Below are 22,213 nucleotides of genomic sequence, written 5' to 3' on the forward strand. Positions count from 1 at the left end.
GAGATTGCGACAGGTCCACGCCGTGGTCGAGCTCCGACGGGTGCTGGACCTCCGTGAGACAATGGACGCAGTAGTTCGGGAACCCACCAAGGCCCAGGCGAGCCCGCCGCCGGCTGGAGCTCCCCAGCACTCCTTATCGATTCACACCTCGAGGAATGCTCGTGCCAGACACCTACCTCCGCCCCGACGCCACCGCTGAGCTCACCGCCCTGCTGCAGAGCCGCATCATGGTCCTCGACGGCGCGATGGGCACCGCGATCCAGCGTGACCGTCCCGACGAGGCCGGCTACCGCGGCGATCGCTTCGCCGACTGGCCGTCCGACGTCCAGGGCAACAACGACCTGCTGACGCTCACGCAGCCCGAGCTCATCGCCGGCATCCACCGCGAGTACCTCGAGGCCGGCGCCGACATGATCGAGACCAACACGTTCAACGCGACCACGATCTCGCTCAGCGACTACGGCATGGAGGAGCTCGCCTACGAGCTGAACTTCGAGTCGGCCCGACTGGCCCGGCGCGAGTGCGACGCCGTCGCCGAGGCCACCGGACGTCCGCGCTACGTCGCCGGCACGCTCGGTCCGACGAGCCGCACCGCGTCGATCTCGCCCGACGTCAACGACCCGGGTGCGCGCAACGTGACCTACGACGAGCTCGTCGAGGCCTATCGCGAGGCGACCCGTGGCCTGCTCGAGGGCGGCTCCGACGTGATCTTCATCGAGACGATCTTCGACACGCTCAACGCCAAGGCCGCGATCTTCGCCGTCGAGTCGGTCTTCGAGGACCTCGGCCAGCGGTGGCCCATCGTCATCTCCGGCACCATCACCGACGCTTCGGGACGAACCCTGTCGGGTCAGGTGACCGAGGCGTTCTGGCACTCGATCCGGCATGCCAAGCCGCTGCTGGTCGGTCTGAACTGCGCACTGGGCGCGAAGGAGATGCGTCCCTACATCGCCGAGATGGCGCGCGTCGCCGACACCTTCGTGTCGTGCTACCCCAACGCCGGCCTGCCCAACGCCTTCGGCGAGTACGACGAGGAGCCCGACCAGACGTCGGCCATCGTGTCGGAGTTCGCCGACGCGGGCTTCGTCAACATGGTCGGCGGCTGCTGCGGCACGACCCCGGCGCACATCGCCTCGATCGCGCGCGACGTCGAGGGCAAGACGCCCCGCGAGGTCGCCGAGGCCGGACCGGCGCTGCGCCTGTCCGGGCTCGAGCCCGTCACGGTCGTCGAGGACACGCTGTTCGTCAACGTCGGTGAGCGCACCAACATCACGGGCTCGGCCCGGTTCCGCAACCTGATCAAGGCCGGTGACTACACGACCGCCCTCGCGGTGGCCCGCCAGCAGGTCGAGGCCGGCGCCCAGATCATCGACGTCAACATGGACGAGGGGATGATCGACGGCGTCGAGGCGATGGACCGGTTCATGAAGCTCGTCGCCACCGAGCCCGACATCTGTCGCGTGCCGACGATGATCGACTCGTCCAAGTGGGAGGTCATCGAGGCCGGCCTCAAGTGCGTCCAGGGCAAGGCGATCGTCAACTCGATCTCGATGAAGGAGGGCGAGGAGAAGTTCGTGCGCGAGGCCCGTCTGTGCCGCAAGTACGGCGCGGCGGTCGTCGTCATGGCCTTCGACGAGGACGGCCAGGCCGACAACCTCGAGCGTCGCCAGCAGATCTGCCAGCGGGCGTACGACATCCTGGTCGACGAGGTCGGCTTCCCGCCCGAGGACATCATCTTCGACCCCAACGTGTTCGCCGTCGCCACCGGCATCGAGCAGCACGCCAACTACGGCGTCGACTTCATCGAGGCCACGCGATGGATCAAGCAGAACCTGCCGGGCGCCCTGGTCTCGGGTGGCGTGTCGAACGTGTCGTTCTCGTTCCGCGGCAACAACCCGGTGCGCGAGGCGATCCACGCGGTGTTCCTGTACCACGCGATCAACGCGGGCATGGACATGGGAATCGTCAACGCCGGCGCCCTCGAGGTCTACGACGAGGTGCCCGAGCTGCTGCGCGAGCGCATCGAGGACGTCATCCTCAACCGTCGTCCCGACAGCACCGAGCGCCTGCTCGAGATCGCCGCCGACTTCGCCGGAGACGGCTCGGTCAAGGAGGTCGCCAGCGAGGAGTGGCGGTCCCTCCCTGTGTCGGAGCGCATCACCCACGCCCTGGTCAAGGGCATCGACGAGTTCGCCGAGTCCGACACCGAGGAGCTGCGCGCCGAGATCAGCGCCCGCGGCGGACGGCCGATCGAGGTCATCGAGGGTCCCCTGATGGCGGGCATGAACGTCGTCGGCGACCTGTTCGGCGAGGGCAAGATGTTCCTGCCGCAGGTGGTCAAGTCGGCCCGCGTCATGAAGCGCGCGGTCGCGTACCTGATCCCGTTCATCGAGGCCGAGAAGAAGCCCGGTGACGTCGAGCGCAGCATCGGCAAGGTGGTCATGGCCACCGTCAAGGGCGACGTGCACGACATCGGCAAGAACATCGTCGGCGTGGTGCTGCAGTGCAACAACTACGACGTCGTCGACCTGGGCGTCATGGTGCCGGCGCAGAAGATCCTCGACGCCGCCAAGGAGGAGGGCGCCGACGTCATCGGGCTGTCGGGCCTCATCACGCCGTCGCTCGACGAGATGGTCAACTTCGCCAAGGAGATGGAGCGCCAGGGCTTCGACATCCCGCTGATGATCGGCGGTGCGACGACCTCGCGCGCCCACACGGCCGTCAAGGTCGCCCAGCAGTACCACGGTCCCGTCATCTGGGTGAAGGACGCGTCGCGATCGGTGCCCGTCGTCGCGGCCCTGCTGTCCGACGAGCAGCGCCCGAAGCTGCTGGCCGACACGGCCGCCGAGTACGAGACGCTGCGCGAGCGTCACGCCGCCCGCCAGGACACTCGCTCGCTGCTGTCGATCGCGGCGGCCCGGGCCAAGGCCACCCCGATCGAGTGGAGCGACTACCAGCCGCCCCGTCCGCGGATGCTGGCCCAGCAGGCACGCGACCTGTGCTCGGGCCCGGGCTGCGACCACCGCCACGGTGAGGCGACGCAGTTCGTCAAGACGTTCACCGACTACTCGCTCGACGAGCTGCGCGAGTACATCGACTGGCAGCCGTTCTTCAACGCCTGGGAGATGAAGGGGCGCTTCCCCGACATCCTCAACAACCCGGCCACGGGCGAGGCCGCGCGCAAGCTGTACGACGACGCGCAGGCGATGCTCGACCAGCTGATCGAGGGCAAGTGGATCCGCGCCAACGGCGTCTTCGGCCTGTTCCCGGCCAACCAGGTGGCCGGTGACGACATCGAGGTCTACACCGACGAGTCGCGCACCGAGGTGCTCTCGACCCTGCACCAGCTGCGCCAGCAGGGTGAGGGCCGCGAGGGATCGGCCCGCAAGTCGTTGGCCGACTTCGTGGCGCCCAAGGACACGGGGCTACGCGACTACGTGGGCGCCTTCGCCGTCACGGCCGGCGTGCACATCGGCGAGAAGATCGCCGAGTTCAAGAAGGACCTCGACGACTACAACGCGATCCTGCTCGAGTCGCTGGCCGACCGGCTGGCCGAGGCGTTCGCCGAGCGCATGCACGAGCGCGTGCGCAAGGAGTTCTGGGCGTACGTCCCCAACGAGTCGCTGAGCAACGCCGACCTGATCGGCGAGAAGTACGCGGGCATCCGCCCGGCGCCCGGCTACCCGGCCTGCCCCGAGCACACCGAGAAGCAGACCATCTGGGAGCTGCTCGACGTCGAGGCCAACACCGGCATCGAGCTCACCGAGAGCATGGCCATGTGGCCCGGCGCCTCGGTCAGCGGGCTGTACTTCTCGCACCCCGACTCGCAGTACTTCGTGCTGGGGCGCGTCGGACGCGACCAGGTCGAGGACTACGCCCAGCGCAAGGGCTGGACGCTCGAGGAGGCCGAGAAGTGGCTCTCGCCCAACCTCGGCTACCGCACCGAGAACGAGTAGGTACCCGGCCGCGGCTCCTTCGTCGCCGCTCACCCCCGGTACTCGCTGGCGCTCGCACCGGGCCGGCTGCTCGCTGCGCTCGCTGTGCATGAGCCGACGGATTCGGCCGTCCCATAGACTCGGTCAGGTGAAAAAACCTCGAAGACCCGCGGCCATATCCGTTGAGCACCGAGCAGGTGGGCGCTGATGGATCAGCAGACCCTGCTCAACTTCGGTCTGGTGCTCGTGTTCGTGCTGGTCGGCGGGGTCTTCTCCGCCACCGAGATGGCCCTGGTGTCGCTGCGTCCCAGCCAGCTCGACCGCCTCGAGCAGCAGGGTGGTCGCGGCGCCAAGGTCGCCTCGCTGGCGCGCGACCCCAACCGGTTCCTCGCCGCCGTCCAGATCGGCGTGACGGTGGCCGGCTTCCTGTCGGCGGCCTACGGCGCCTCGACCCTGGCGCCCGACGTCGCCCCGGCGTTCTCGGGACTCGGCCTCTCTGCGGGGGCCGCGGACAACGTCGCGCTCGTGGTCATGACCCTGGTCATCGCCTACCTGTCGCTCGTGCTGGGCGAGCTCGTGCCGAAGCGGTTCGCGCTGCAGAAGTCGGCCGGGCTCGCGACGGCCGTCGCTCCCCCGCTCTCGCGCTTCGCGTCGCTGATGCGTCCGGTGATCTGGTTCCTGTCGCTGTCGACCAACGCGGTCGTCCGGCTGCTGGGCGGTGACCCCCACGCCACCAACGAGGAGATGAGCGAGGACGAGCTGCGCGACCTCGTCGGCGGCCACGAGGGCTTCGACATCGACGAGCGACGCATCGTCCAGGACGTCTTCTCCGCCACCCAGCGCACCGTCAAGGAGGTCATGCAGCCCCGCCACAGCGTCGACTTCCTGGCGGCGTCCACCCGCCTGGCCGACGCGGCTGCGGGCGTCCGCGACATGCCGCACTCGCGCTATCCCGTCACCGGCTCGTCGGTCGACGACGTGCTGGGCTTCGTGCACGTGCGCGACCTGCTGCAGGCCGATGTCGACCCCACGGCCACGGTGGGCTCGCTGGCCCGCGACATCCCCGTGCTGCCCGGCACCAACCGCATCCTGCCGGCGATGGCCCAGATGCGTCACGACGGCGTCCACATCGCCCTGGTCATCGACGAATACGGCGGCACCGACGGCATCGTGACGCTCGAGGACCTGGTCGAGGAGCTGGTCGGCGAGATCCGCGACGAGTACGACCTGCCCGGCGAGACCGAGGAGGCGCACGACGTGCGCCGCGACGGGCTCTTCGACGGCGGGCTCAACATCGAGGACTTCTCCGAGGTCACCGGCATCGAGCTGGTCGACGGCTCGTACGAGACCGTGGCCGGCTTCATCATCGACCAGCTCGGCCGCATGCCCGAGGTCGGCGACGCCGTGCAGGTCGGCGACGCCACGCTCTCGGTCGCCGAGCTGGACGGTCGCCGCATCTCGCAGGTGATGGTCGAGCGTCATGACGCGCCCGAGCCCGAGGCTAGGCTGGAGGAGTGACTTCACCCACCGACGGCCAGCCCCTGCGCAACCCGTGGATGGTCGCCGCGTTCGAGGGATGGAACGACGCGGCCGACGCCGCCTCGGGCACGGTCGACCACCTGATCGAGGAGTGGGACGCCGAGCTGATGGTCGAGCTCGACCCGGAGGACTTCTACGACTTCCAGGTGCAGCGACCGCAGGTGCGGTCCATGGACGACGGCGAACGACAGATCGTCTGGCCTGCGCCGCAGATCTACGTGGCCCGGCCGGCACGGCTCGAGCGCGACGTGCTGCTGCTGCGGGCGCCCGAGCCCAACTTCCGCTGGAAGGCGTTCTGCTCGTCGGTCATCGAGGTCGCGCGCCAGGCCGGCGTCACCGAGCTGGTGACGATGGGGGCCCTGCTGGCCGACTCCCCCCACACGCGTCCCGTACCGGTCAGCGGCTCGACGACCGATCCCGCGTTGATGCAGCGCATGTCGCTGATGCCGTCGACCTACACCGGACCGGTCGGCATCACGTCGGTGCTCAACGAGGTCGCGTCGATCGGGGGCATCGCGTCGGCCGCGCTGTGGGCTGCGGTGCCGCACTACCTGGCCGAGCCGCCGTGCCCCAAGGCCACCTTGGCCCTGCTGGGCGCGCTCGAGGACGCCGTCGGCATGCCGCTCCCCCAGGGCGTGCTGGCCGAGATGGCCGAGGCGTGGCAGCGCGGTGCCGAAGAGCTGACGTCGCAGGACGACGAGATCGCCGAGTACGTCCAGGCGCTCGAGAACGAGCGCGACACGAGCGAGCTGCCGGAGGCGAGCGGCGACGCGATCGCCAAGGAGTTCGAGCGCTACCTCCGCCGCCGCAACGTCGACCCGGAGTAGGCGATGGCTGACGGACGGCCCGCGGCCGTCGCCAGGGCGTCCCTCTGCCTGGGCGTGCTGGTCGTCGCGCTCGCGGTGGGCCTGCGCGACGACCTGCGGTGGATCGCCCGAGGCGCCGGCGTCGGACTGCTGCTGGCGGTCGTGACCGCCGTGGTGCTCGCCGTGCCGACGCTCGACCTGCGCCGCGACCCGGACCCGCAGCCGTCGGGACCCGGGCGGGCCCCCTGCTTCAGCGGGACGGAGTGCGACGCCGCCGGTTGAGTGAATTGAACCTGTTCACAACTTGCGCAACGCTGTACGAGTGTGACCCTGAGTGTGGTGGCACCTTCCACCGCTCACCCCAGGAGTGACATGTCCGATCCAGCACCCACCCAGCCCACACCGCCCCCCACCATCCAGCCCGTCACCGACTGGGCCGATCTCGGCCAGGAGATGTGGAGCTACCTGACCGGCAAGGGCGCAGCGGTCAACTACGAGTTCATCGACATGGCGGTCGAGGTTCCTCGCGACACCGGCGAGGACGCTCCGCGAGCCACGTGGAAGCTCAACGGCACGCTGCGCATCACGACCAGCGACGACGAGCGCGCCGGCGCCGACGAGCACCGCCCGTAGCCATGACGGCGGTGCTGCACCTTCACGCGGACCTCACCTTCGACATCGAGACCGGCGGCCGTCGCGGTGAATCCGACCGGCACGTGCACGGGACGATCCGAGCCGCGGGCAACCAGGTGACGGTCCAGACCGACGACCTGCTTGCGGTGGCCGGCCAGCCATCGCGTGCAGCTGTGCGTGGCATGGCCGATGCGCTGGCCCGGCTCGGCCTGGTGGTCGAGATCTCCGGGCCCAGCGGCACCGTGGTCACGATGGGAGCCGTCCAGGCCCCGCTCCTGCAGCGGCTGGTGACGCGATCGCGCCACCTGCGCCTCGGCGCCTGGTCGCACGTGCTGCGGGCCGTCGTGGCTCGTCGGCCGTCCGCCCACGGCGCGATGGACCTGTCGAGCGCAGGACTGCCACCGGGCACGCCGTGGCCCCTCGTGCCGCTCAGGCCCGTGCCGCGGACGGTCACGACGACCCACGATGCCGTCGGCGGTCGAGGTCACCCGCGGCTCTATCTGTCCGACACGTCCGACCCGGCCGTCGACCGACGGGTCGGTGTGTTCGCGCTGCCGGCGGAGGGCGTCGTGATCGGCAGTGCTGCGGGCTCGGGCCTGCGCCTCGACGGGGTCGACGACGTGCAGGCCGAGATCATCCGCACCGACGACGACGAGTACGTGCTGATCGCGCGCAGCAGCAGGGTGAACACGACGGTCAGCGGTCGCCAGCTGCCGCGGCAGACGCTGCACACCGGGTCGCGCATCCAGCTCGGCACGTGGCGTCTCGCGTACGTCCGTGACGAGTTCGCCGACCACGGACGCCCGTACGGCGGTCGTATCGGCGGCGAGCTGGGCCGTCAGCGCACCCAGCCGAAGCCCCCGAACCGCAGCCGGCAGGGCTTCTAGAGCGCGACGCCCAGCAGCGCGTCGATCGCGCTGCGCGCGGTGCGTCCGGCCTGCGGGTCGACGCCGGCGTCGTCGGACGCCCATGCGTCGATCGCGGCCAGGGCGGCCGGGGCGTCGAGGTCGTCGGCCATCGCCGTGCGGATGCGCTCGAGCAGGGCCTCGCCCGACGGCGCGACCGTGCGCGTGACGGCCGCCCGCCACTCGGCGAGCCGGGCCTCGGCACGATCGATCTCGTCGGCGAACCACTCCCAGTCGCTGCGGTAGTGGTGCGCGAGCAGCGCGAGGCGGATGGCCATGGGGTCGTGCCCGGCGGCGCGCAGCTTGGAGACGAGCACCAGGTTGCCCTTGGACTTCGACATCTTCTCGCCCTCGTAGCCGACCATGCCGGCGTGGACGTAGGCGTGTGCGAAGGGCTCGCCGGTGGCGACGGTGGCCTCGGACGCGGACATCTCGTGGTGCGGGAACACCAGGTCGGAGCCACCGCCCTGCACGTCGAAGGCCGTGCCGAGGTGGTGCAGCGCGATGGCCGCGCACTCGATGTGCCAGCCGGGACGGCCTCGGCCCAACGAGGTGTCCCAGGCCGGCTCGCCAGGACGCTCGGCCTGCCAGAGCAGGCAGTCGAGCGGATCGCGCTTGCCCGGGCGGTCGGGGTCTCCCCCGCGCCGCGGGAAGATCTCGCGCATCGTCGCCTCGTCGAAGCCCGACACGAGGCCGAAACCGGCGTCGGCGTGCACGTCGAAGTAGAGGTCGTCGTCGACGGAGTAGACGGCACCGGCCTCGCGCAGACGTCCCACCAGGTCGACCACGAGGTCGATCGACTCGACCGCGCCCACGTAGTGTGCGGGTGCCAGGACGCGCAGCGCCGTCATGTCCTCGCGAAACAGCTGGGTCTCGCGCTCGGCCAGCTCGACCCAGTCGACGCCGGTGGCGGTCGCGCGCTCGAGCAGCGGGTCGTCGACGTCGGTGACGTTCTGCGTGTAGGTGACGTCGAGCCCGCGATCGCGCCAGACGCGCTGCATGAGGTCGAACGTCAGGTAGGTGGCCGCGTGGCCCATGTGCGTCGCGTCGTACGGGGTGATGCCACAGACGTACAGGCGGGCGCTCTCGTCGGGGTCGACGGTGCGCAGGGCGGCGGACGACGTGTCGTGCACCGCCAACGGCGCACCGGTGCCGAGACCGAGGTCGCTGAGAGAAGGGACCTCAGGACTCGACCAGCTGCGCATGCCTTGAGCCTATCGGTGGACAATGACGACGTGATCATCGACTGCGCCGTCTACCGCGACGGAGTGCGCGAGACGACCGAGCACGACTCCGAGTCCCTCGACGCCGCCCTCTCCCGACTCGGTGAGGACGACTTCCTGTGGGTCGGCATCGGCAATCCGACGGCCGACGAGATGCAGCGGGTGGGCGACTCCCTCGGCCTCCACCCGCTCGCGGTCGAGGACGCCCTCGAGGCGCACCAGCGTCCGAAGGTCGAGAAGTACTCCGACCACACGTTCATCTCGATCCGCACCGTCTCCTACAGCGACGACGACATCACGACGCACGAGGTCAACATCTTCCTGGGCGAGAAGTTCCTGCTGACCGTTCGCCACGGCGGCCCGACGCTGCGCAACGCCCGCAAGGCGGCCGAAGGCATGATCGAGCCGCTCTCGCACGGACCGACGGCGGCGCTCTACGCGGTCGTCGACAGCATCGTGGACCACTACGAGGAGGTCGCGGCCGAGCTCGAGACCGACGTGCAGGAGGTCGAGACCTCCGTGTTCGGGGCCGAGCGCACCAACGACTCCTCGCGCATCTACCGCCTGAAGCGCGAGACCCTCGAGTTCCGCCGCGCCGTGCTCCCCCTGCGCGAGCCGATCCACCGGCTCGCCCTCGCGACAGCGCCGGAGGACGCCAGGCCATACTTCCGCGACATCGCCGACCACCTGGCCCGTGCGGCCGAGGCCATCGACTCGATCGACCACCTGCTCGACAACGCCCTGCAGGCGCACCTGGCGCAGCTGAGCGTCCAGCAGAACGAGGACATGCGCAAGCTCACCGCCGGCGCCACGATCTTCGCCGTCCCGACCGCCATCGCAGGCGTGTACGGGATGAACTTCGAGCACATGCCTGAGCTGTCGTGGACGTACGGCTACCCGATGTGCCTGGCCGTCATCGCCGGCCTGTGCGGCTACATCTACCGCCGCTTCAAGAAATCGGGCTGGCTCTAGCCATGTGGAAGTCGCCCGACGGAAGAGCCCACACCGTCGCCCTGCCTGATCCGAGAAGCGCGATGACCGAGGAGTTCGTGCGATCGATCGAGGCGCTCGGCGACGCTGACCGGTCTCTCCTCGCTGAGACATCCGAGGAGTTCTACGACTCGCTCGACGCGATCCTCGACGCCATGAAAGCGCGCGAGCCGCGGTCTTCCGAAGAGGACGCGTTGCCGGATGCCTTCCTGCACGGCGAGTTCACGTCGGGCGCCGCCGTTCGCGAGTATCTCGACTCGATCGACCCTGTGTGGCGCCTCGACGCCTACCTGGCCGTCGAGGACCTGCTGGACGAGCTTTAGCCGACCGTGGTGCCGGCGGCGATGACGCCGGTGCCGACCAGCACCAGCACGACGGCGCCCAGGCCGACGCGGTAGACCACGAACGGCGTGTACGAGTGCGTGCTGACGTACTTGAGCAGCCAGTGGATGACCGCGAGCCCCACCACGAACGACACGACCGTGCCGACGATCGTGGGCCCGGCGCCGTAGGCGTTGTCGCCGCCGATGTCCTTGAGCTTGAAGATGCCCGCGCCGACGACGGCGGGGATCGCCAGCAGGAAGGCGTAGCGAGTCGCCGCAGCGCGCTCGTAGCCGAGCAGCAGGCCCATGCTGATGGTCGCGCCCGAGCGTGACACGCCCGGCACCAGCGCCCCGGCCTGCGCCAGGCCCAGCAGGATGGCGTGGGTCATGGTGAGGTCGTCGATCGGGCTGGTCTTGCGCCCGACGCGCTCGGCGATGCCCAGCACGATGCCCAGCACGATCAGGGTGGTGCCGATGACCCACAGGTTGCGGAACTCGCGGTCGATCGCGTCCTGCAGCAGCAGGCCCAGCACCACGATCGGCACGGAGCCGATGATGACGAACCAGCCCATGCGCCACTCGGGGGCCTGCCTAGCCTCGCGCGAGAAGACGCCTCGCACCCACCCCGAGCCGATGGTCCAGATGTCGCGCCAGAAGTACAGGAGCACGGCGAGCTCGGTGCCGATCTGGATGACCGCGGTGTACGCGGCTCCCGGATCGTCCCAGCCGAGGAGCTTGGGGATGATCGCGAGATGGGCGCTGCTGGAGATCGGGAGGAACTCGGTCAGTCCCTGCACCACCCCCAGGACGACGGCACGGAGAAAGTCCACCGTGCGAGCCTACCGCCGCGCCTTCACGGGGCCGACTATCTTGGCGGCATGCAACGTCGTCGCGTCGGTCACTCCGGCCTGGAGGTCTCGCGTCTCGGCCTCGGCACCATGACCTGGGGCTCCTCGGTCGACTCCTACGAGGCGGACGACCAGCTGACGACGTTCCTCGACGCCGGCGGCACCCTGGTCGACACCGCGCCGATCTACGGCGACGGGGCCTGCGAGGAGCTGCTCGGCTCTCTGCTGGCCAAGGCCGGGGTCCGCGACGAGATCGTGCTGGCCGGCAAGGCAGGCTTCGCGCGTCGCGGCGGCGAGGTCGTGAAGGACGGATCCCGCCGCACCCTGCTCGACCAGCTCGACACCTCGCTGCGCCAGCTGCAGACCGACCACCTCGACCTGTGGCAGATCCACACCCCCGACCTCGACGTGCCGCTCGAGGAGACGTTGGGCGCGCTCGAGCACGCCGTGCGCACCGGGCGCACCCGCTACGTCGGCGTCTCCAACTTCACCGGCTGGCAGACGGGCATCGCCCACACCTGGCTCGCCGGACGTCCCGAGGGCGTCCCGCTGGTCAGCAACCAGGTCGAGTACTCGCTGGTCAACCGCGATCCCGAGGACGAGGTCGTCCCCGCTGCCACCCATCTGGGCATGGGCCTGCTGGCCTGGTCGCCGCTCGGTCGAGGCGTGCTCACGGGCAAGTACCGCGGCGGGGTGCCGACCGACTCGCGCGGCGCGACGCCGGGGTGGGACGAGTTCGTGGGCGCCTACCTGACGCCGGCCAAGTCGGGCGTCGTCGAGGCGCTGGCGCGGGCGTCCGAGGGGCTGCACGTCTCGATCGCCCACGTGGCGCTGTCGTGGCTGCTGGCCCGGCCGCAGCTGTCGTCCGCGATCATCGGGGCCCGCACGACGCCGCAGCTGCAGGAGAACCTCGCCGCCGAAGAGCTCGAGCTGCCGCCGGAGATCCTGCTGGCGCTGGACGACGTGTCGCAGGCGGCACGCTGATGAGAGGTGAGTCGATGATCGAGTACGAGTTCTGGAACCTGACGATCGACCGCACGAAGTCGCGCTCGGCCGTCTGCCGCATGCTCACCGACGCCGCCGAGTACCAGGGCTGGGAGCTCGACCGCCTGCGCAAGGACGGCAGCGGTCAACGCACCGTCACCCTGCGCCGCAAGATCATCCGCATGCGCAGCACGCTGTAACCCACGCGTCAACGGGGCGCAACCCGCGCGTCAGCGTCAGGCGAGGCCCAGGAACGTGTCGAAGACCGTCGCGCCGAACTCGAGCGACGTGGTCGGCACCCGCTCGTCGACGCCGTGAAACAGCGCCGTGAAGTCGAGATCGGTCGGCAGGCGCAGCGGGACGAAGCCGAACGACGTGATGCCGAGCTTGTCCCACGCCTTGGCGTCGGTGCCGCCCGACATCACGAACGGCGCGATGTGGGCGTCGGGGTCCTGCGAGTGCAGCGCGACGGTCATGGCATCGACCAGGTCGCCCTCGAAGACGTACTCGAGCGCCGGCTGGCTGATGTAGGGCTCGACCGAGACGGCGTCGCCGACGATGCCCTCGACGGCGGGCACGAAGGTGTCGCCGTGGCCGGGCAGGAAGCGTCCGTCGACGTACGCGACGGCCTCGCCGGGCACGACGTTGTGCTTGTAGCCGGCCTCGAGCATCGTGGCGTTGGTGGTGTTGCGAACACCCGCCCCGATCATGCGGACCGCCGGGCCGAAGTGCTCGAGCAGCTCGTCGGGTGTCCCGTCGCTGCCGGTCAGCTCACGCACCGTGGCGAGCAGCCGCTGCATCGACGGACCGGGCTCGGCGGGCCACTCGTGCTCGCCGAGGGCCAGGAGCCCGCGCGACAGGTGCATCAGCGCGTTGTCGTCGTTGCGCATCGAGCCGTGGCCGGCGGTGCCGCGGGCCCGCAGGCGCATCCACGCGATGCCCTTCTCGCCCGACTCGATGAGGTACAGACGCTTGCCGCCGATCTCGGTGGAGAAGCCGCCGACCTCGCCCACGGCCTCGGTGCAGCCCTCGAACAGCTCGGGACGGTGCTCGACCAGCCAGTGCGCGCCCCACACGCCGCCCGCCTCCTCGTCGGCGGTGAACACCAGCAGGATCGGACGGTCGGGGATGACGCCCGCACGCTGGCGGGCGCGCACGACCGACAGCAGCATCGCGTCGAAGTCCTTCATGTCTACCGCGCCGCGGCCGAACAGGTAGCCGTCGACGATCTCGCCGGCGAACGGGTCGACGGTCCAGTCGGCGGCCTGGGCCGGCACGACGTCGAGGTGCCCGTGCACGAGCAGGCCCGGACGCGACGACTGCTGGTTGCCCCACCGGGCGACCACGCTGGCGCGGCCGTGCATCGACTCGATGATCTCGGACTCGATGCCCACCTCGGCGAGCGAGGCCGCGACGTACTCGGCCGCCGCGCGCTCCCCCGGACCGGAGTCGTCACCGTAGTTGCTGGTGTCGATGCGGATCAGGTCGCGGCAGATGTCGACGGCTTCGGTCTCCGGTGCGTAGGCCATACCGCGATCGTACGGGGAGGGGTCCTTTCGACAAGCTCAAGGAGCGGAACGCAGCAACCCGTCGATGACGCGCGAGAAGAGCGCCCGGCTCGACGCTTTCGTGACGCCGTCCATGAAGCGCGGCATGCCCGTGACGTGGATGTCCTCGCGCCAGGTGACCCGGCTGCCGGCGGCGACGGCGTCGACAGACAGCTCCGCCCAGCCGGTGACCACACGGCCGCGCTTCTCGAGGCGGCAGAACGACGGCTCGCGCCACTCGACGACGTCCATGGGGTCGTGGAAGCCGATACGACCCACCCCGGTGAACGCGTCGAAGCCGCGGGGAGTCAGGGCGATGCGCGTGAGAGGGACGAACTCTCCGTGGCGCTGCCACGCCGTGACCCGCCCCCACGCCTCGGCTGGGCTCAGAGGTACCTCGCGCACGATCTCGATCAGGGCCACGGCATCATCGTAGGCATGCGCACCATGCCGTTCGACTCGATCGCCGACGTCAAGGCCAAGCTCGCCTCCGCGGGGTACCTGGCGTCCGACGCGATCGCGACCACCGTCTTCCTCGCCAGCGAGCTGGGCAAGCCGCTGCTGGTGGAGGGGCCCGCCGGTGTCGGCAAGACCGCTCTCGCCAGTGCCGTCGCCGAGAGCTGCGGTGCCGACCTCATCCGCCTGCAGTGCTACGAGGGCGTCGACGAGGCCCGTGCGCTGTACGAGTGGAACCACGCGAAACAGCTTCTGCGGATTACAGCCGGTCACGGCGAGACGTGGGACGAGGCTCGCAATGACATCTTCTCCGAGGAGTTCCTGCTCCCCCGCCCGCTGCTGACGGCCATCCGCAGCGACGACCCGACCGTGCTGCTGATCGACGAGACCGACAAGGCCGACGTCGAGATCGAGGGCCTTCTGCTCGAGGTGCTCGGCGAGTTCCAGGTGACGGTCCCCGAGCTCGGCACCATCACCGCCAAGCACCGCCCGTTCGTGGTGCTGACGTCCAACGCCACGCGCGAGCTGTCCGAGGCGCTGCGGCGTCGCTGCCTGTTCCTGCACGTCGACTTCCCCGACACCGCCCTCGAGGAGGAGATCGTCCGGCTCAAGGTGCCGGGGCTCGACCAGTCGCTCGGCGAGTCGCTGGTGCGCGTCGTCAACGCCCTGCGCGCGATGCCGCTGCGCAAGGCGCCGTCGGTGTCGGAGACGATCGACTGGGCCCGCACCCTCGTCGCTCTCGGCGCCGACATCCTCGACGAGGAGACCGTGCGCGACAGCCTGGGCGTCATCCTGAAGCACCAGGACGACCTCGAGAAGGCCCGCACGCGGCTCGACCTCGACGAGGTCCTCTCGCCGTGACGCAGGACCTCGCCGGGCGCCTGGTCGAGCTCGTGGCGGCGCTGCGCAGCAAAGGCGTCACGGCCGGCACCAGCGAGACGGTCGATGCCGCTGCGGTCATCCAGGTGCTGGGGCTGGGCGACCGCGAGCAGCTGCGCGAGGGACTCGCCTCGGCGCTCATCCGCCGTGGTGGCCAGCGCGAGGTGTTCGACATGGCCTTCGACATCTACTTCCCTGCCGGGGTGGGCGCACCCCAGGCCGCGATGGACGTCGACGACGACTTCGACCTCGACGACCTGCGCGACCTGCTGGCGATGGCCCTGGCCGACGACGACCTGCGCACGCTCGAGCAGGTGGCCGAGATCGCGATCGACCTGCTGGGCCGTGTCGGCACCGCCGACACCCCGAGCGAGGGCTTCTCGGCCTACCAGACCCTCGAGCGGCTGCGCCCCCAGACGCTGCTGACGCAGGCACTGGGGCTGCGCGGGCAGGGCCAGGGCGGGCAGCAAGGCCAGGGCCAGGGATCCGGCGGCGGCGACTTCACCGAGCGGCTCGAGCGCGACGAGATCCGCCAGAGCATCGAGCGCTTCCGCGCCATGGTGGCGGCCGAGGCACGCCGCCGCACCGCGGAGGTGCGCGGGCGCGACGTCGTCACCCGGCACGCCGTCCGCTCGGGTACCGATCGGGTCGACTTCCTGAGCGCCAGCCGTCAGCAGCTCGAGGAGCTCGCCCGCTCGGTGCAGCCGCTGTCGCGCAAGCTCGCCACGCGCCTGGCCGCGCGTCGTCGCAAGAACCGCCGCGGCCGCATCGACATCCGCAAGACGTTGCGCCGGTCGATGTCCACCGGAGGCGTGCCGATGCAGCCTGCGTTCGCCAAGCCGCACCCGTCACGCCCCGAGCTGGTGCTGCTGTGCGACGTGTCGGGCTCGGTCGCGGGCTTCAGCAGCTTCACGATGCACCTCGTGCAGGCGCTCAGCGGGCAGTTCAGCAAGGTGCGGGTGTTCGCCTTCGTCAACGCGATGGACGAGGTGACCGACCTGGTCAAGGAGACGACCGCGGGCCCCGGTTCGGACGACCTGTCGGCACGCATCCAGGCCGAGGCGCGCATCACCAAGTGGCACACCAGCAGCGACTACGGCGAGGCGCTGGGCGACTTCCACGCCGACTACATGGACGCGATCGGCCCCCGCACCGCCGTGCTGATCCTCGGCGACGCCCGCAACAACAACCAGGACCCCAACCTCGGCGCGCTGCACGACATCAACCAGAAGGCGCGCCGCACGTTCTGGCTCAACCCCGAGGCGACGATGCGGTGGGGTCTCGGCGACTCCGTGGCCCACCAGTACGCCGATGTCGTCGAGATGCACCAGTGCAGCAACGTCGACCAGCTGACACGGTTCATCACCCGGCTGCTGCCGGTCTAGCAAGTCAGGACCAATCCGGGACCGTCCAAGGTCTTGACAGATTCGGACGTTTGCCTCGCGCGCAGGCGGCCGACCGCCTACCGTCTGTCGTATGGGCAGAAGCAGACGCCGGGCCGCCGCCGTGGGCGCGATCGTCGTCGCGACGACCGCCGCCGCCCTGATCGCGCCGGCCGAGGCCGGCACGAGGTCGACACGCTCCGAGCTGTCGGCGACCGTCGAGCAGGCCGGGACGCTCGTCACGGCGTCCGCGCGGCTTCGGTCGAGCCACCCCGGACGGCGCATGACCTTGCGCATCGTGGAGCGCAACCACGGACGCGTGGTGGCGACGCGGACCAAGACCGTCAAGGCCTCGTCACGGAGCTGGCGCCGCCTGCGCGTGTCGCTGCGCACCCAGCATGCGGGCAGCCGCGTGCAGCTGACGGCTCGAGCGACCCGGGTCTCTGCGCGCAGGCTGGTGCGCCTCCCACCGGCTGCTCCCGCACCGCCTGCTCCCCCACCCGTGACGGATCCGATCACGACCCCCGTCACGAGCGTCGCCTGCGAGGCGATCGACTACACCGACCCGGCACAGGGCGTGGAGACCTTCGCCGACGAGTTCGACGGCTCGACGCTCGCAGCCACCCGCTGGCGCGTCCGCGACAACACCTTCCTCAACCACGACAAGGCGTGGATCACGAAGGACGCCGTCTCGGTGCACGACGGGCACCTCGCCATCACGGGCCGGCGCCTGCCGCAGGACCAGTGGCGCAACAACCCCAACGCCCTGTACGGCACCGAGAACATGGTGCGCGACTACTCGACCGGCTACATCGACACGATCGGCCGCTTCAGCCAGCGCTACGGCAACTTCGAGGTGCGTGCCTGGGTCCCGAGCGCCGACACGATGTCGCGCGGCATCTGGCCGGCGTTCTGGCTGCGCGCGGACCACCAGCCGGGCGAGATCGACCCGATGGAGTCGTACGGAGCGCCGACCATCCGCTCGTTCGACCCCTCCAGCTCGTACGAGTGGAACAGCTGGGCCGACACCGCGCAGGGCTCGACCAACGAGCCGGTGAAGCTCAAGACCCAGGGCCGCGCGAACGTCGGCAGCGACAAGATCTGGCAGGGCTGGCACACCTACGGCGTCAACTGGTCGCCCACGTGCCTGCGCTACACCTACGACGGTCGGACGGTCGCCACCGTGCTGTTCGACGACCCGAAGACGCTGCCGTACTTCCGCGGGCCGACGTTCGCCGACACCTTCCACCTGCGGCTCAACATGCAGGTCGGCTCGAAGTACTGGGGCTGGGCCGACCCGGCCCACACCCGTCCGGAGTTCGACTTCAAGATCGACTGGGTGCGCGTGCACCAGGGCCGCGACCTGCTGCGGTGAGCATCAACGCCCACCCCACAGCGATCGCGAGCATCGACAGCACGCCCCACGGCGGGTACACGTGGTTCTCCATGAAGCCGTAGGCACCCAGCAGCGCGAGCGCGGCACCTGGCAGCACCCACGCTCCCGCGACGCGCAACAGGCATCCGGCGGCGGCCGCGGTGGCCCCGATGTAGGCGATCGAGCCGATCTGACCCAGGTCGCTCGCGTAGCCGAACACCGTGGCGAGGCCACCCTCGCGGTCGTACTTCAGGGCGCCTGCCGCGATCCCGGCGAGGACGTCGAGCGCCGAGTAGAAGCAGGCGTACACGTACGCCAGCACCAGCGTGATGCGCCCGTACACGGGCTCGATCGAGCGAGCGACGAGCCACGGTCCCACGGCCAGCAACGGGAAGAGCGGAAGCAGCACGATGTGCAGGTCGCGCCACCATGCGGACGCGTCCTGCGTCAGGTGCGCGGGATGGGTGAGGCCGACGAGTCCGATGACGACGGGAGGTGCGAGGACTGCGATCGCGGTGCGCGTGCTCGTGCGCGTCGTCTCCATCCGTCGAGCCTAAGCCCGCCCACGAGAAGCAGCAGCGCGACGACGCCGTCGAGCCACCAGTGGTGGCCCGTCGCCGCCACCACGAACACCGTGACGGGCAGGTGCATCAGGACGATCCAGCGCACGCGGCTGCGGGTCATCGCGAACGTCCCGAGCGCCACGACGGCCGCCCACCCGACGTGGATCGACGGCATGGCCGCGAACTGGTCGGACACGCCCGTGCCGACGTCTCCGTAGACGCCGAGGCCGTACCGGGTCGACAGGTCCACGAAGCCGAGCTCGTCGACGAACCGCGGCGGAGCGACCCGGATGAAACGGATGACCAGGCAGCCCGCCGTGACGGCCACCAGGCCGTTGCGCCAGTGCGGGTAGAGGTCGCGGTGCCGCACGAAGGCCCAGACCATGAAGGCGATGAGCGCCGGGACGTGCACGATCGCGTAGTACCCGTTGACGAAGCGGGCGAGCCAGTCGTGCGCGATCACCAGGTGCTGCACCGAGATCTCGGTCGGCAGGTGCAGGGCGTGCTGCAGGCGGTCGATGTCGCGGGCGCGGTCGATCGCGCCGGACTCGTGCGTGATGGGCAGCATGCGCGCCAGCCGCCAGACGGCGTAGAGCCCCGCGACGAGGGCGAACTCGCGAAAGGCCGGCAGCAGGGCGTCGCCGACCCGCGACCGCGGCAGTCGTCCGACGGCGAGCCATCCGATGACGCTGAGGAGCGCCGCGATGGCTGCTTGCTCCCACGACGGCCACGGCACCAGGACAGTGTGGTCGATCAGGCCGGCGTTTGCACCTCGTCCTCGCCGGCGCGTCGGAACAGCGGCGGCATGTATCGCAGCATCAGGCCCGACCACGTCAGGTGGGTCAGCAGCGGGGCCTGGATGCCGCCGGAGGCACGACGCTGCAGCGCGAACAGCGTGCCCATGACGCTGCCCGCCAGCACCAGGGCAGGGTTGCGGGTCGCCGTGGTCGCCAGCGCGTAGACGGCCGTGGACTTGGCCACCGGGTTCTCGGTGCCCACCGCGGCGTAGAGCGCGCCCCGGAAGAACACCTCCTCGGCCGCACCGTTGGCGAACGTCGTCAGGGTCACGAGCGGTGCCGACCCCTGGTCGGCGAAGGCCAGGATGTGGGTGAGCGCACGGTCGAGCACCGGGATGCGCCGAGCCACCAGGGCGGCTCCGTAGAAGGCGCCGAAGGCACCGACACCCAGCACCACGGGGGTCACGACGGGCCTGCGCAGACCGGCGTCGTGGGTCTGCTCCCAGCCGAGGTGCAGCGGACCGGAAGCGAACGCGCCCGCCGTCCAGGTGGCGGCCACGCCCAGGGTCAGGCCGTAGAACTCGCGGGAGTCGGGTTCGGTCGACAACGACTTGCCGAGCAGGGCCGCGCCGGCGAGGCTGACGCCCGCCACGACCCGTCTGCGGCGGTGGAACGCCGCATCGGACTGCAGGTGGTCGCGCGGGACCTTGTCGACGAGGGTGCGGAGGAGAGACATCACCTCGACGCTACAAGGTCTCCGATACCCTCGCCCGATGACGGCCACCTTCCGGCTGGGGCTCAAGAACGTCCTCGGCTCCAACTGGACGCCCCTGCGCAACCGCTGGCCTGGCCGTGCCGCGATGCTCGAGCGCGAGATGACCGGGCCGGGTGGGATGGACGCGAGCGTCTACTTCCTGGTCGAGGTCAATCGTCCGCCCGAGCGCCGCAGCCTCGCCGCGATCCTGCCGGGCTGGGACGTGGTCCGCTCGCGCGGGCACAACGACGCGTACAGCGATCCGCGCGTCCACCGCGTCGTCGAGTCGCACGAGATCGCCTTGGGAACGGCGACCCGTCAGCAGCGGTACGCCACGATCGTCCGCTACCAGCACCTGGCCAGCGGGGTGGAGTGGACGGGCGCCACGACCCACCTGTCGTCGTCGGTGGGCACGACGGCCGAGCTGGCGGCCACCTCGCGGCAGGTGCAGGGCACCCGGTTGGCCGAGCTGTGCCACGAGCACGGGGTGGACGTGCTGGCCGGCGACATCAACAACATCGCGGTGCGGCCCGACACCCCGCGCGGCATCCTGCAGGCGGCCGGCTACGTCGACTGGCGCGCGGCCGTCGAGGTCGAGAACGTCGACCACGACGTGCACCATGCGCTCGGCCGCCCGAATCCACGGACCGGGCGGCACCTCGACGCGATCTACCTGGGCCCTCGGGTGACCGCCCTGGACGGCCGGGTCCAGGTGTCCGAGCCCGAGAGCTCGGACCACCTGGGTCTGGTCTGCACCGTGCGCATCGGCTAGATGCGGATCAGGCGACGCCCACCGCACCCTCGGCCGGGATGTCGTCCTTCTTGGCGTTGATCAGCGTGATGGCGGTGATCAGGGCCAGCACCAGCATGACGGCGCCCCAGAAGAAGGCCGTGTGATAGCCACTGAGCAGCGCGTCGGCGGCGACCTTGCGCTGGTCGGCACCCTTGCTCATGTTGTCGGCCAGGTAGCTCGTGACGGCACCGGCGTAGAGGGTGTTGAGCAGGGCCGTGCCGAGCGAGCCCCCGACCTGCTGCGAGGTGTTGAGCAGCGCGCTGGCCACGCCGGCGTCGTGCGATCCGACGCCGACCAGGGCCGTGCTGGACGCCGGGATGAACACCGCGGCCATGCCGACGCTCATGAGCACCAGCGAGGGCAGGACGTGCGTCCAGTAGGACGTCTCGGCCGTGATCTGCGTGAGCAGGAGCATGCCGGCTGCGGCGCTGACCAACCCGGGCACCATCAGCGGCTTGGGCCCGAGCTTGGGCAGCAGCTGCGAGATGACGCCCGCGCCGCCGATGATGCCCAGGCTGAACGGCAGGAAGGCGAAGCCCGAGCGCAGCGGGGTGTAGCCGAGCGTGGCCTGGAAGTAGAACGTCAGGAACAGGAACATCGCGAACAGCCCGGCCCCGATGAACAGGAACACCAGGTAGGAGCCACCGCGGTTGCGGTCGAGCGCGACGCGCAGCGGCAGCAGCGGGTGGGCCGTGCGGCGCTCCCACAGCACGAAGGCCACGAGCAGGACGACCGCGACGCCGAGGAAGGTCAGGGTGCTGCTGTCGGTCCAGCCCAGCACCTCGGTGCTCTTGCCGGGGTTCTTCTCCTTCGCGGCCTCGGTGAAGCCGTAGACGAGCGAGACCAGGCCCAGGGTGACCAGGACGGCGCCGGGGATGTCGTACTTGGTGTCGCCCTCGGCCTTGCTCTCGCGGACCACGCGGGTGGCGGCCCAGGCGGCGAGCAGGGCGATGGGCACGTTGACCCCGAGGCACCAGCGCCACGAGGCGTACTCGGTGAGCACGCCGCCGAGCAGCAGGCCGATCGCGGCCCCACCGCCCGAGATGGCGCCGAACACGCCGAAGGCCGTGGCTCGCTCCTTGGTCTCGGTGAAGGTCACCGAGATCAGGGACAGCGCCGCGGGCGCGAGCAGCGCCGCGAAGGCACCCTGCAGCCCGCGGGCCGCGTAGAGCAGCCCGGCGGTCGACGCGATGCCGCCGAGGGCGGAGGCGGCGGCGAAGCCGATCAGGCCGATGACGAACACGCGCTTGCGACCGACGAAGTCGGCGATGCGACCGCCGAGCAGCAGGAGCCCGCCGAACGCCAGGGTGTAGGCCGTGACGACCCACTGGCGGTCGGCGTCGCTGATGTTGAGATCGCGTTGCGCCGATGGCAGCGCGATGTTCACGATCGACGCGTCGAGCACGATCATCAGCTGGGCGACCGCGATGACGCCGAGCGCGAGCCAGCGCTTCGGGTCGGGAGCAGGAGCAGTGGACATGGGGGGTCCTCACGAGGAAAAGGGTGGGGTGACGGCCGATCGGCGCCGACGAGGTCAGCAC

Annotated in this window: 22 protein-coding genes; 14 read left to right on the forward strand and 8 right to left on the reverse strand. The window is 70.2% G+C overall.

From position 1 onward, the window contains the following. The first annotated feature begins 161 nt into the window (after positions 1 to 161). The 6 genes from metH (at position 162) to DX116_RS13270 (ending at position 7,800) form a co-directional block, all read left to right on the forward strand. Positions 162 to 3,956 carry a methionine synthase gene (gene metH, locus DX116_RS13245; RefSeq protein ID WP_267897696.1) on the forward strand — a complete coding sequence of 1,265 codons (3,795 nt, stop codon included), beginning with the start codon at positions 162 to 164 and terminating at the stop codon, positions 3,954 to 3,956. Between the two features lie 186 nt (positions 3,957 to 4,142). Then, entirely contained in the window at positions 4,143 to 5,453 is a 1,311-nt protein-coding gene (locus DX116_RS13250; RefSeq protein ID WP_119704730.1) for a hemolysin family protein, read from the forward strand. Beyond that, positions 5,450 to 6,301, forward strand: a complete 852-nt coding sequence (locus DX116_RS13255) for a PAC2 family protein (protein WP_233556753.1) — start codon at positions 5,450 to 5,452, stop codon at positions 6,299 to 6,301. Before DX116_RS13250 ends, DX116_RS13255 begins: the two co-directional genes overlap by 4 nt. Before the next feature lie 3 nt (positions 6,302 to 6,304). Next, positions 6,305 to 6,562 carry a hypothetical protein gene (locus DX116_RS13260; protein WP_119704731.1) on the forward strand — a complete coding sequence of 86 codons (258 nt, stop codon included), beginning with the start codon at positions 6,305 to 6,307 and terminating at the stop codon, positions 6,560 to 6,562. Between the two features lie 90 nt (positions 6,563 to 6,652). Continuing rightward, entirely contained in the window at positions 6,653 to 6,913 is a 261-nt protein-coding gene (locus DX116_RS13265) for a hypothetical protein (protein WP_119704732.1), read from the forward strand. A gap of 11 nt (positions 6,914 to 6,924) precedes the next feature. Beyond that, positions 6,925 to 7,800 carry an FHA domain-containing protein gene (locus tag DX116_RS13270; protein ID WP_147393665.1) on the forward strand — a complete coding sequence of 292 codons (876 nt, stop codon included), beginning with the start codon at positions 6,925 to 6,927 and terminating at the stop codon, positions 7,798 to 7,800. Here the strand turns inward: DX116_RS13270 and mshC are convergent. Then, a complete protein-coding gene (gene mshC / locus DX116_RS13275) occupies positions 7,797 to 9,023 on the reverse strand; it encodes a cysteine--1-D-myo-inosityl 2-amino-2-deoxy-alpha-D-glucopyranoside ligase (RefSeq protein WP_119704734.1) in 1,227 nt (408 codons plus the stop codon). The genes DX116_RS13270 and mshC overlap by 4 nt on opposite strands. A gap of 30 nt (positions 9,024 to 9,053) precedes the next feature. Here mshC and corA point away from each other — a divergent pair, with 30 nt between their 5' ends. Both corA and DX116_RS13285 read left to right on the forward strand, forming a co-directional pair. After that, positions 9,054 to 10,013 (forward strand): magnesium/cobalt transporter CorA, encoded by a 960-nt coding sequence (gene corA, locus DX116_RS13280; RefSeq protein WP_119705629.1) that lies wholly within the window; start codon positions 9,054 to 9,056, stop codon positions 10,011 to 10,013. A gap of 62 nt (positions 10,014 to 10,075) precedes the next feature. Then, positions 10,076 to 10,354 carry a hypothetical protein gene (locus DX116_RS13285; protein WP_119704735.1) on the forward strand — a complete coding sequence of 93 codons (279 nt, stop codon included), beginning with the start codon at positions 10,076 to 10,078 and terminating at the stop codon, positions 10,352 to 10,354. On the opposite strand, the gene DX116_RS13290 is transcribed toward DX116_RS13285, so the two are convergent. After that, positions 10,351 to 11,184, reverse strand: coding sequence for an undecaprenyl-diphosphate phosphatase (locus DX116_RS13290; RefSeq protein WP_119704736.1), 834 nt, complete (start codon positions 11,182 to 11,184; stop codon positions 10,351 to 10,353). The genes DX116_RS13285 and DX116_RS13290 overlap by 4 nt on opposite strands. Before the next feature lie 48 nt (positions 11,185 to 11,232). On the opposite strand from DX116_RS13290, the gene DX116_RS13295 reads away from it, so the two are divergent. Then, positions 11,233 to 12,186, forward strand: coding sequence for an aldo/keto reductase (locus tag DX116_RS13295; RefSeq protein ID WP_119704737.1), 954 nt, complete (start codon positions 11,233 to 11,235; stop codon positions 12,184 to 12,186). A 14-nt stretch (positions 12,187 to 12,200) separates the two neighbouring features. After that, positions 12,201 to 12,386: a DUF5703 family protein gene (locus DX116_RS13300; protein ID WP_056610197.1), complete on the forward strand. Its 186-nt coding sequence runs from the start codon at positions 12,201 to 12,203 to the stop codon at positions 12,384 to 12,386. A gap of 36 nt (positions 12,387 to 12,422) precedes the next feature. On the opposite strand, the gene DX116_RS13305 is transcribed toward DX116_RS13300, so the two are convergent. Both DX116_RS13305 and DX116_RS13310 read right to left on the reverse strand, forming a co-directional pair. Next, a complete protein-coding gene (locus DX116_RS13305) occupies positions 12,423 to 13,715 on the reverse strand; it encodes a M20/M25/M40 family metallo-hydrolase (protein WP_119704738.1) in 1,293 nt (430 codons plus the stop codon). 36 nt (positions 13,716 to 13,751) lie between these two features. Beyond that, positions 13,752 to 14,156, reverse strand: coding sequence for an SRPBCC family protein (locus DX116_RS13310; RefSeq protein WP_119704739.1), 405 nt, complete (start codon positions 14,154 to 14,156; stop codon positions 13,752 to 13,754). A 15-nt stretch (positions 14,157 to 14,171) separates the two neighbouring features. Between DX116_RS13310 and DX116_RS13315 the strand changes: the two genes are divergently transcribed. The 3 genes from DX116_RS13315 (at position 14,172) to DX116_RS13325 (ending at position 17,825) form a co-directional block, all read left to right on the forward strand. Next, the gene (locus tag DX116_RS13315; protein ID WP_199716076.1) at positions 14,172 to 15,050 is read left to right on the forward strand and encodes an AAA family ATPase; all 879 of its coding nucleotides are present in this window, start codon (positions 14,172 to 14,174) and stop codon (positions 15,048 to 15,050) included. Further along, positions 15,047 to 16,453, forward strand: coding sequence for a VWA domain-containing protein (locus tag DX116_RS13320; RefSeq protein WP_119704740.1), 1,407 nt, complete (start codon positions 15,047 to 15,049; stop codon positions 16,451 to 16,453). Before DX116_RS13315 ends, DX116_RS13320 begins: the two co-directional genes overlap by 4 nt. Positions 16,454 to 16,544: 91 nt before the next feature. Next, entirely contained in the window at positions 16,545 to 17,825 is a 1,281-nt protein-coding gene (locus tag DX116_RS13325) for a glycoside hydrolase family 16 protein (protein WP_147393666.1), read from the forward strand. Here the strand turns inward: DX116_RS13325 and DX116_RS13330 are convergent. From DX116_RS13330 to DX116_RS13340, 3 genes are read right to left on the reverse strand one after another with little or no spacing between them, the layout of a single operon-like run. After that, the gene (locus tag DX116_RS13330; protein WP_119704742.1) at positions 17,776 to 18,369 is read right to left on the reverse strand and encodes a hypothetical protein; all 594 of its coding nucleotides are present in this window, start codon (positions 18,367 to 18,369) and stop codon (positions 17,776 to 17,778) included. The two genes, DX116_RS13325 and DX116_RS13330, sit on opposite strands and share 50 nt — an antisense overlap. Next, positions 18,273 to 19,124: a phosphatase PAP2 family protein gene (locus DX116_RS13335; protein ID WP_119704743.1), complete on the reverse strand. Its 852-nt coding sequence runs from the start codon at positions 19,122 to 19,124 to the stop codon at positions 18,273 to 18,275. The genes DX116_RS13330 and DX116_RS13335 overlap by 97 nt, the downstream gene beginning before the upstream one ends. A gap of 17 nt (positions 19,125 to 19,141) precedes the next feature. Continuing rightward, the gene (locus DX116_RS13340) at positions 19,142 to 19,861 is read right to left on the reverse strand and encodes a CPBP family intramembrane glutamic endopeptidase (RefSeq protein WP_119704744.1); all 720 of its coding nucleotides are present in this window, start codon (positions 19,859 to 19,861) and stop codon (positions 19,142 to 19,144) included. A gap of 37 nt (positions 19,862 to 19,898) precedes the next feature. Between DX116_RS13340 and DX116_RS13345 the strand changes: the two genes are divergently transcribed. Next, positions 19,899 to 20,651, forward strand: a complete 753-nt coding sequence (locus tag DX116_RS13345) for an endonuclease/exonuclease/phosphatase family protein (protein ID WP_119704745.1) — start codon at positions 19,899 to 19,901, stop codon at positions 20,649 to 20,651. A 7-nt stretch (positions 20,652 to 20,658) separates the two neighbouring features. Here the strand turns inward: DX116_RS13345 and DX116_RS13350 are convergent, their stop codons facing one another. Further along, positions 20,659 to 22,152: an MFS transporter gene (locus DX116_RS13350; RefSeq protein ID WP_119704746.1), complete on the reverse strand. Its 1,494-nt coding sequence runs from the start codon at positions 22,150 to 22,152 to the stop codon at positions 20,659 to 20,661. Positions 22,153 to 22,213: the final 61 nt, after the last annotated feature.

Origin of the sequence: Aeromicrobium endophyticum (assembly GCF_003586285.1) — a bacterium.
GTDB lineage: Bacteria > Actinomycetota > Actinomycetes > Propionibacteriales > Nocardioidaceae > Aeromicrobium > Aeromicrobium endophyticum.

Bases quoted from the DNA above. Each gene is read 5' to 3' on its own strand.
- DX116_RS13340 (WP_119704744.1), bottom strand. From the start codon at position 19,861: ATGTCTCTCCTCCGCACCCTCGTCGACAAGGTCCCGCGCGACCACCTG.
- DX116_RS13300 (WP_056610197.1), top strand. From the start codon at position 12,201: ATGATCGAGTACGAGTTCTGGAACCTGACGATCGACCGCACGAAGTCG.
- DX116_RS13260 (WP_119704731.1), top strand. From the start codon at position 6,305: ATGGCTGACGGACGGCCCGCGGCCGTCGCCAGGGCGTCCCTCTGCCTG.
- DX116_RS13285 (WP_119704735.1), top strand. From the start codon at position 10,076: ATGACCGAGGAGTTCGTGCGATCGATCGAGGCGCTCGGCGACGCTGAC.
- DX116_RS13295 (WP_119704737.1), top strand. From the start codon at position 11,233: ATGCAACGTCGTCGCGTCGGTCACTCCGGCCTGGAGGTCTCGCGTCTC.
- DX116_RS13350 (WP_119704746.1), bottom strand. From the start codon at position 22,152: ATGTCCACTGCTCCTGCTCCCGACCCGAAGCGCTGGCTCGCGCTCGGC.
- DX116_RS13315 (WP_199716076.1), top strand. From the start codon at position 14,172: ATGCGCACCATGCCGTTCGACTCGATCGCCGACGTCAAGGCCAAGCTC.
- DX116_RS13305 (WP_119704738.1), bottom strand. From the start codon at position 13,715: ATGGCCTACGCACCGGAGACCGAAGCCGTCGACATCTGCCGCGACCTG.
- DX116_RS13330 (WP_119704742.1), bottom strand. From the start codon at position 18,369: ATGGAGACGACGCGCACGAGCACGCGCACCGCGATCGCAGTCCTCGCA.
- DX116_RS13250 (WP_119704730.1), top strand. From the start codon at position 4,143: ATGGATCAGCAGACCCTGCTCAACTTCGGTCTGGTGCTCGTGTTCGTG.
- DX116_RS13265 (WP_119704732.1), top strand. From the start codon at position 6,653: ATGTCCGATCCAGCACCCACCCAGCCCACACCGCCCCCCACCATCCAG.
- mshC (WP_119704734.1), bottom strand. From the start codon at position 9,023: ATGCGCAGCTGGTCGAGTCCTGAGGTCCCTTCTCTCAGCGACCTCGGT.
- DX116_RS13345 (WP_119704745.1), top strand. From the start codon at position 19,899: ATGACGGCCACCTTCCGGCTGGGGCTCAAGAACGTCCTCGGCTCCAAC.
- DX116_RS13325 (WP_147393666.1), top strand. From the start codon at position 16,545: ATGGGCAGAAGCAGACGCCGGGCCGCCGCCGTGGGCGCGATCGTCGTC.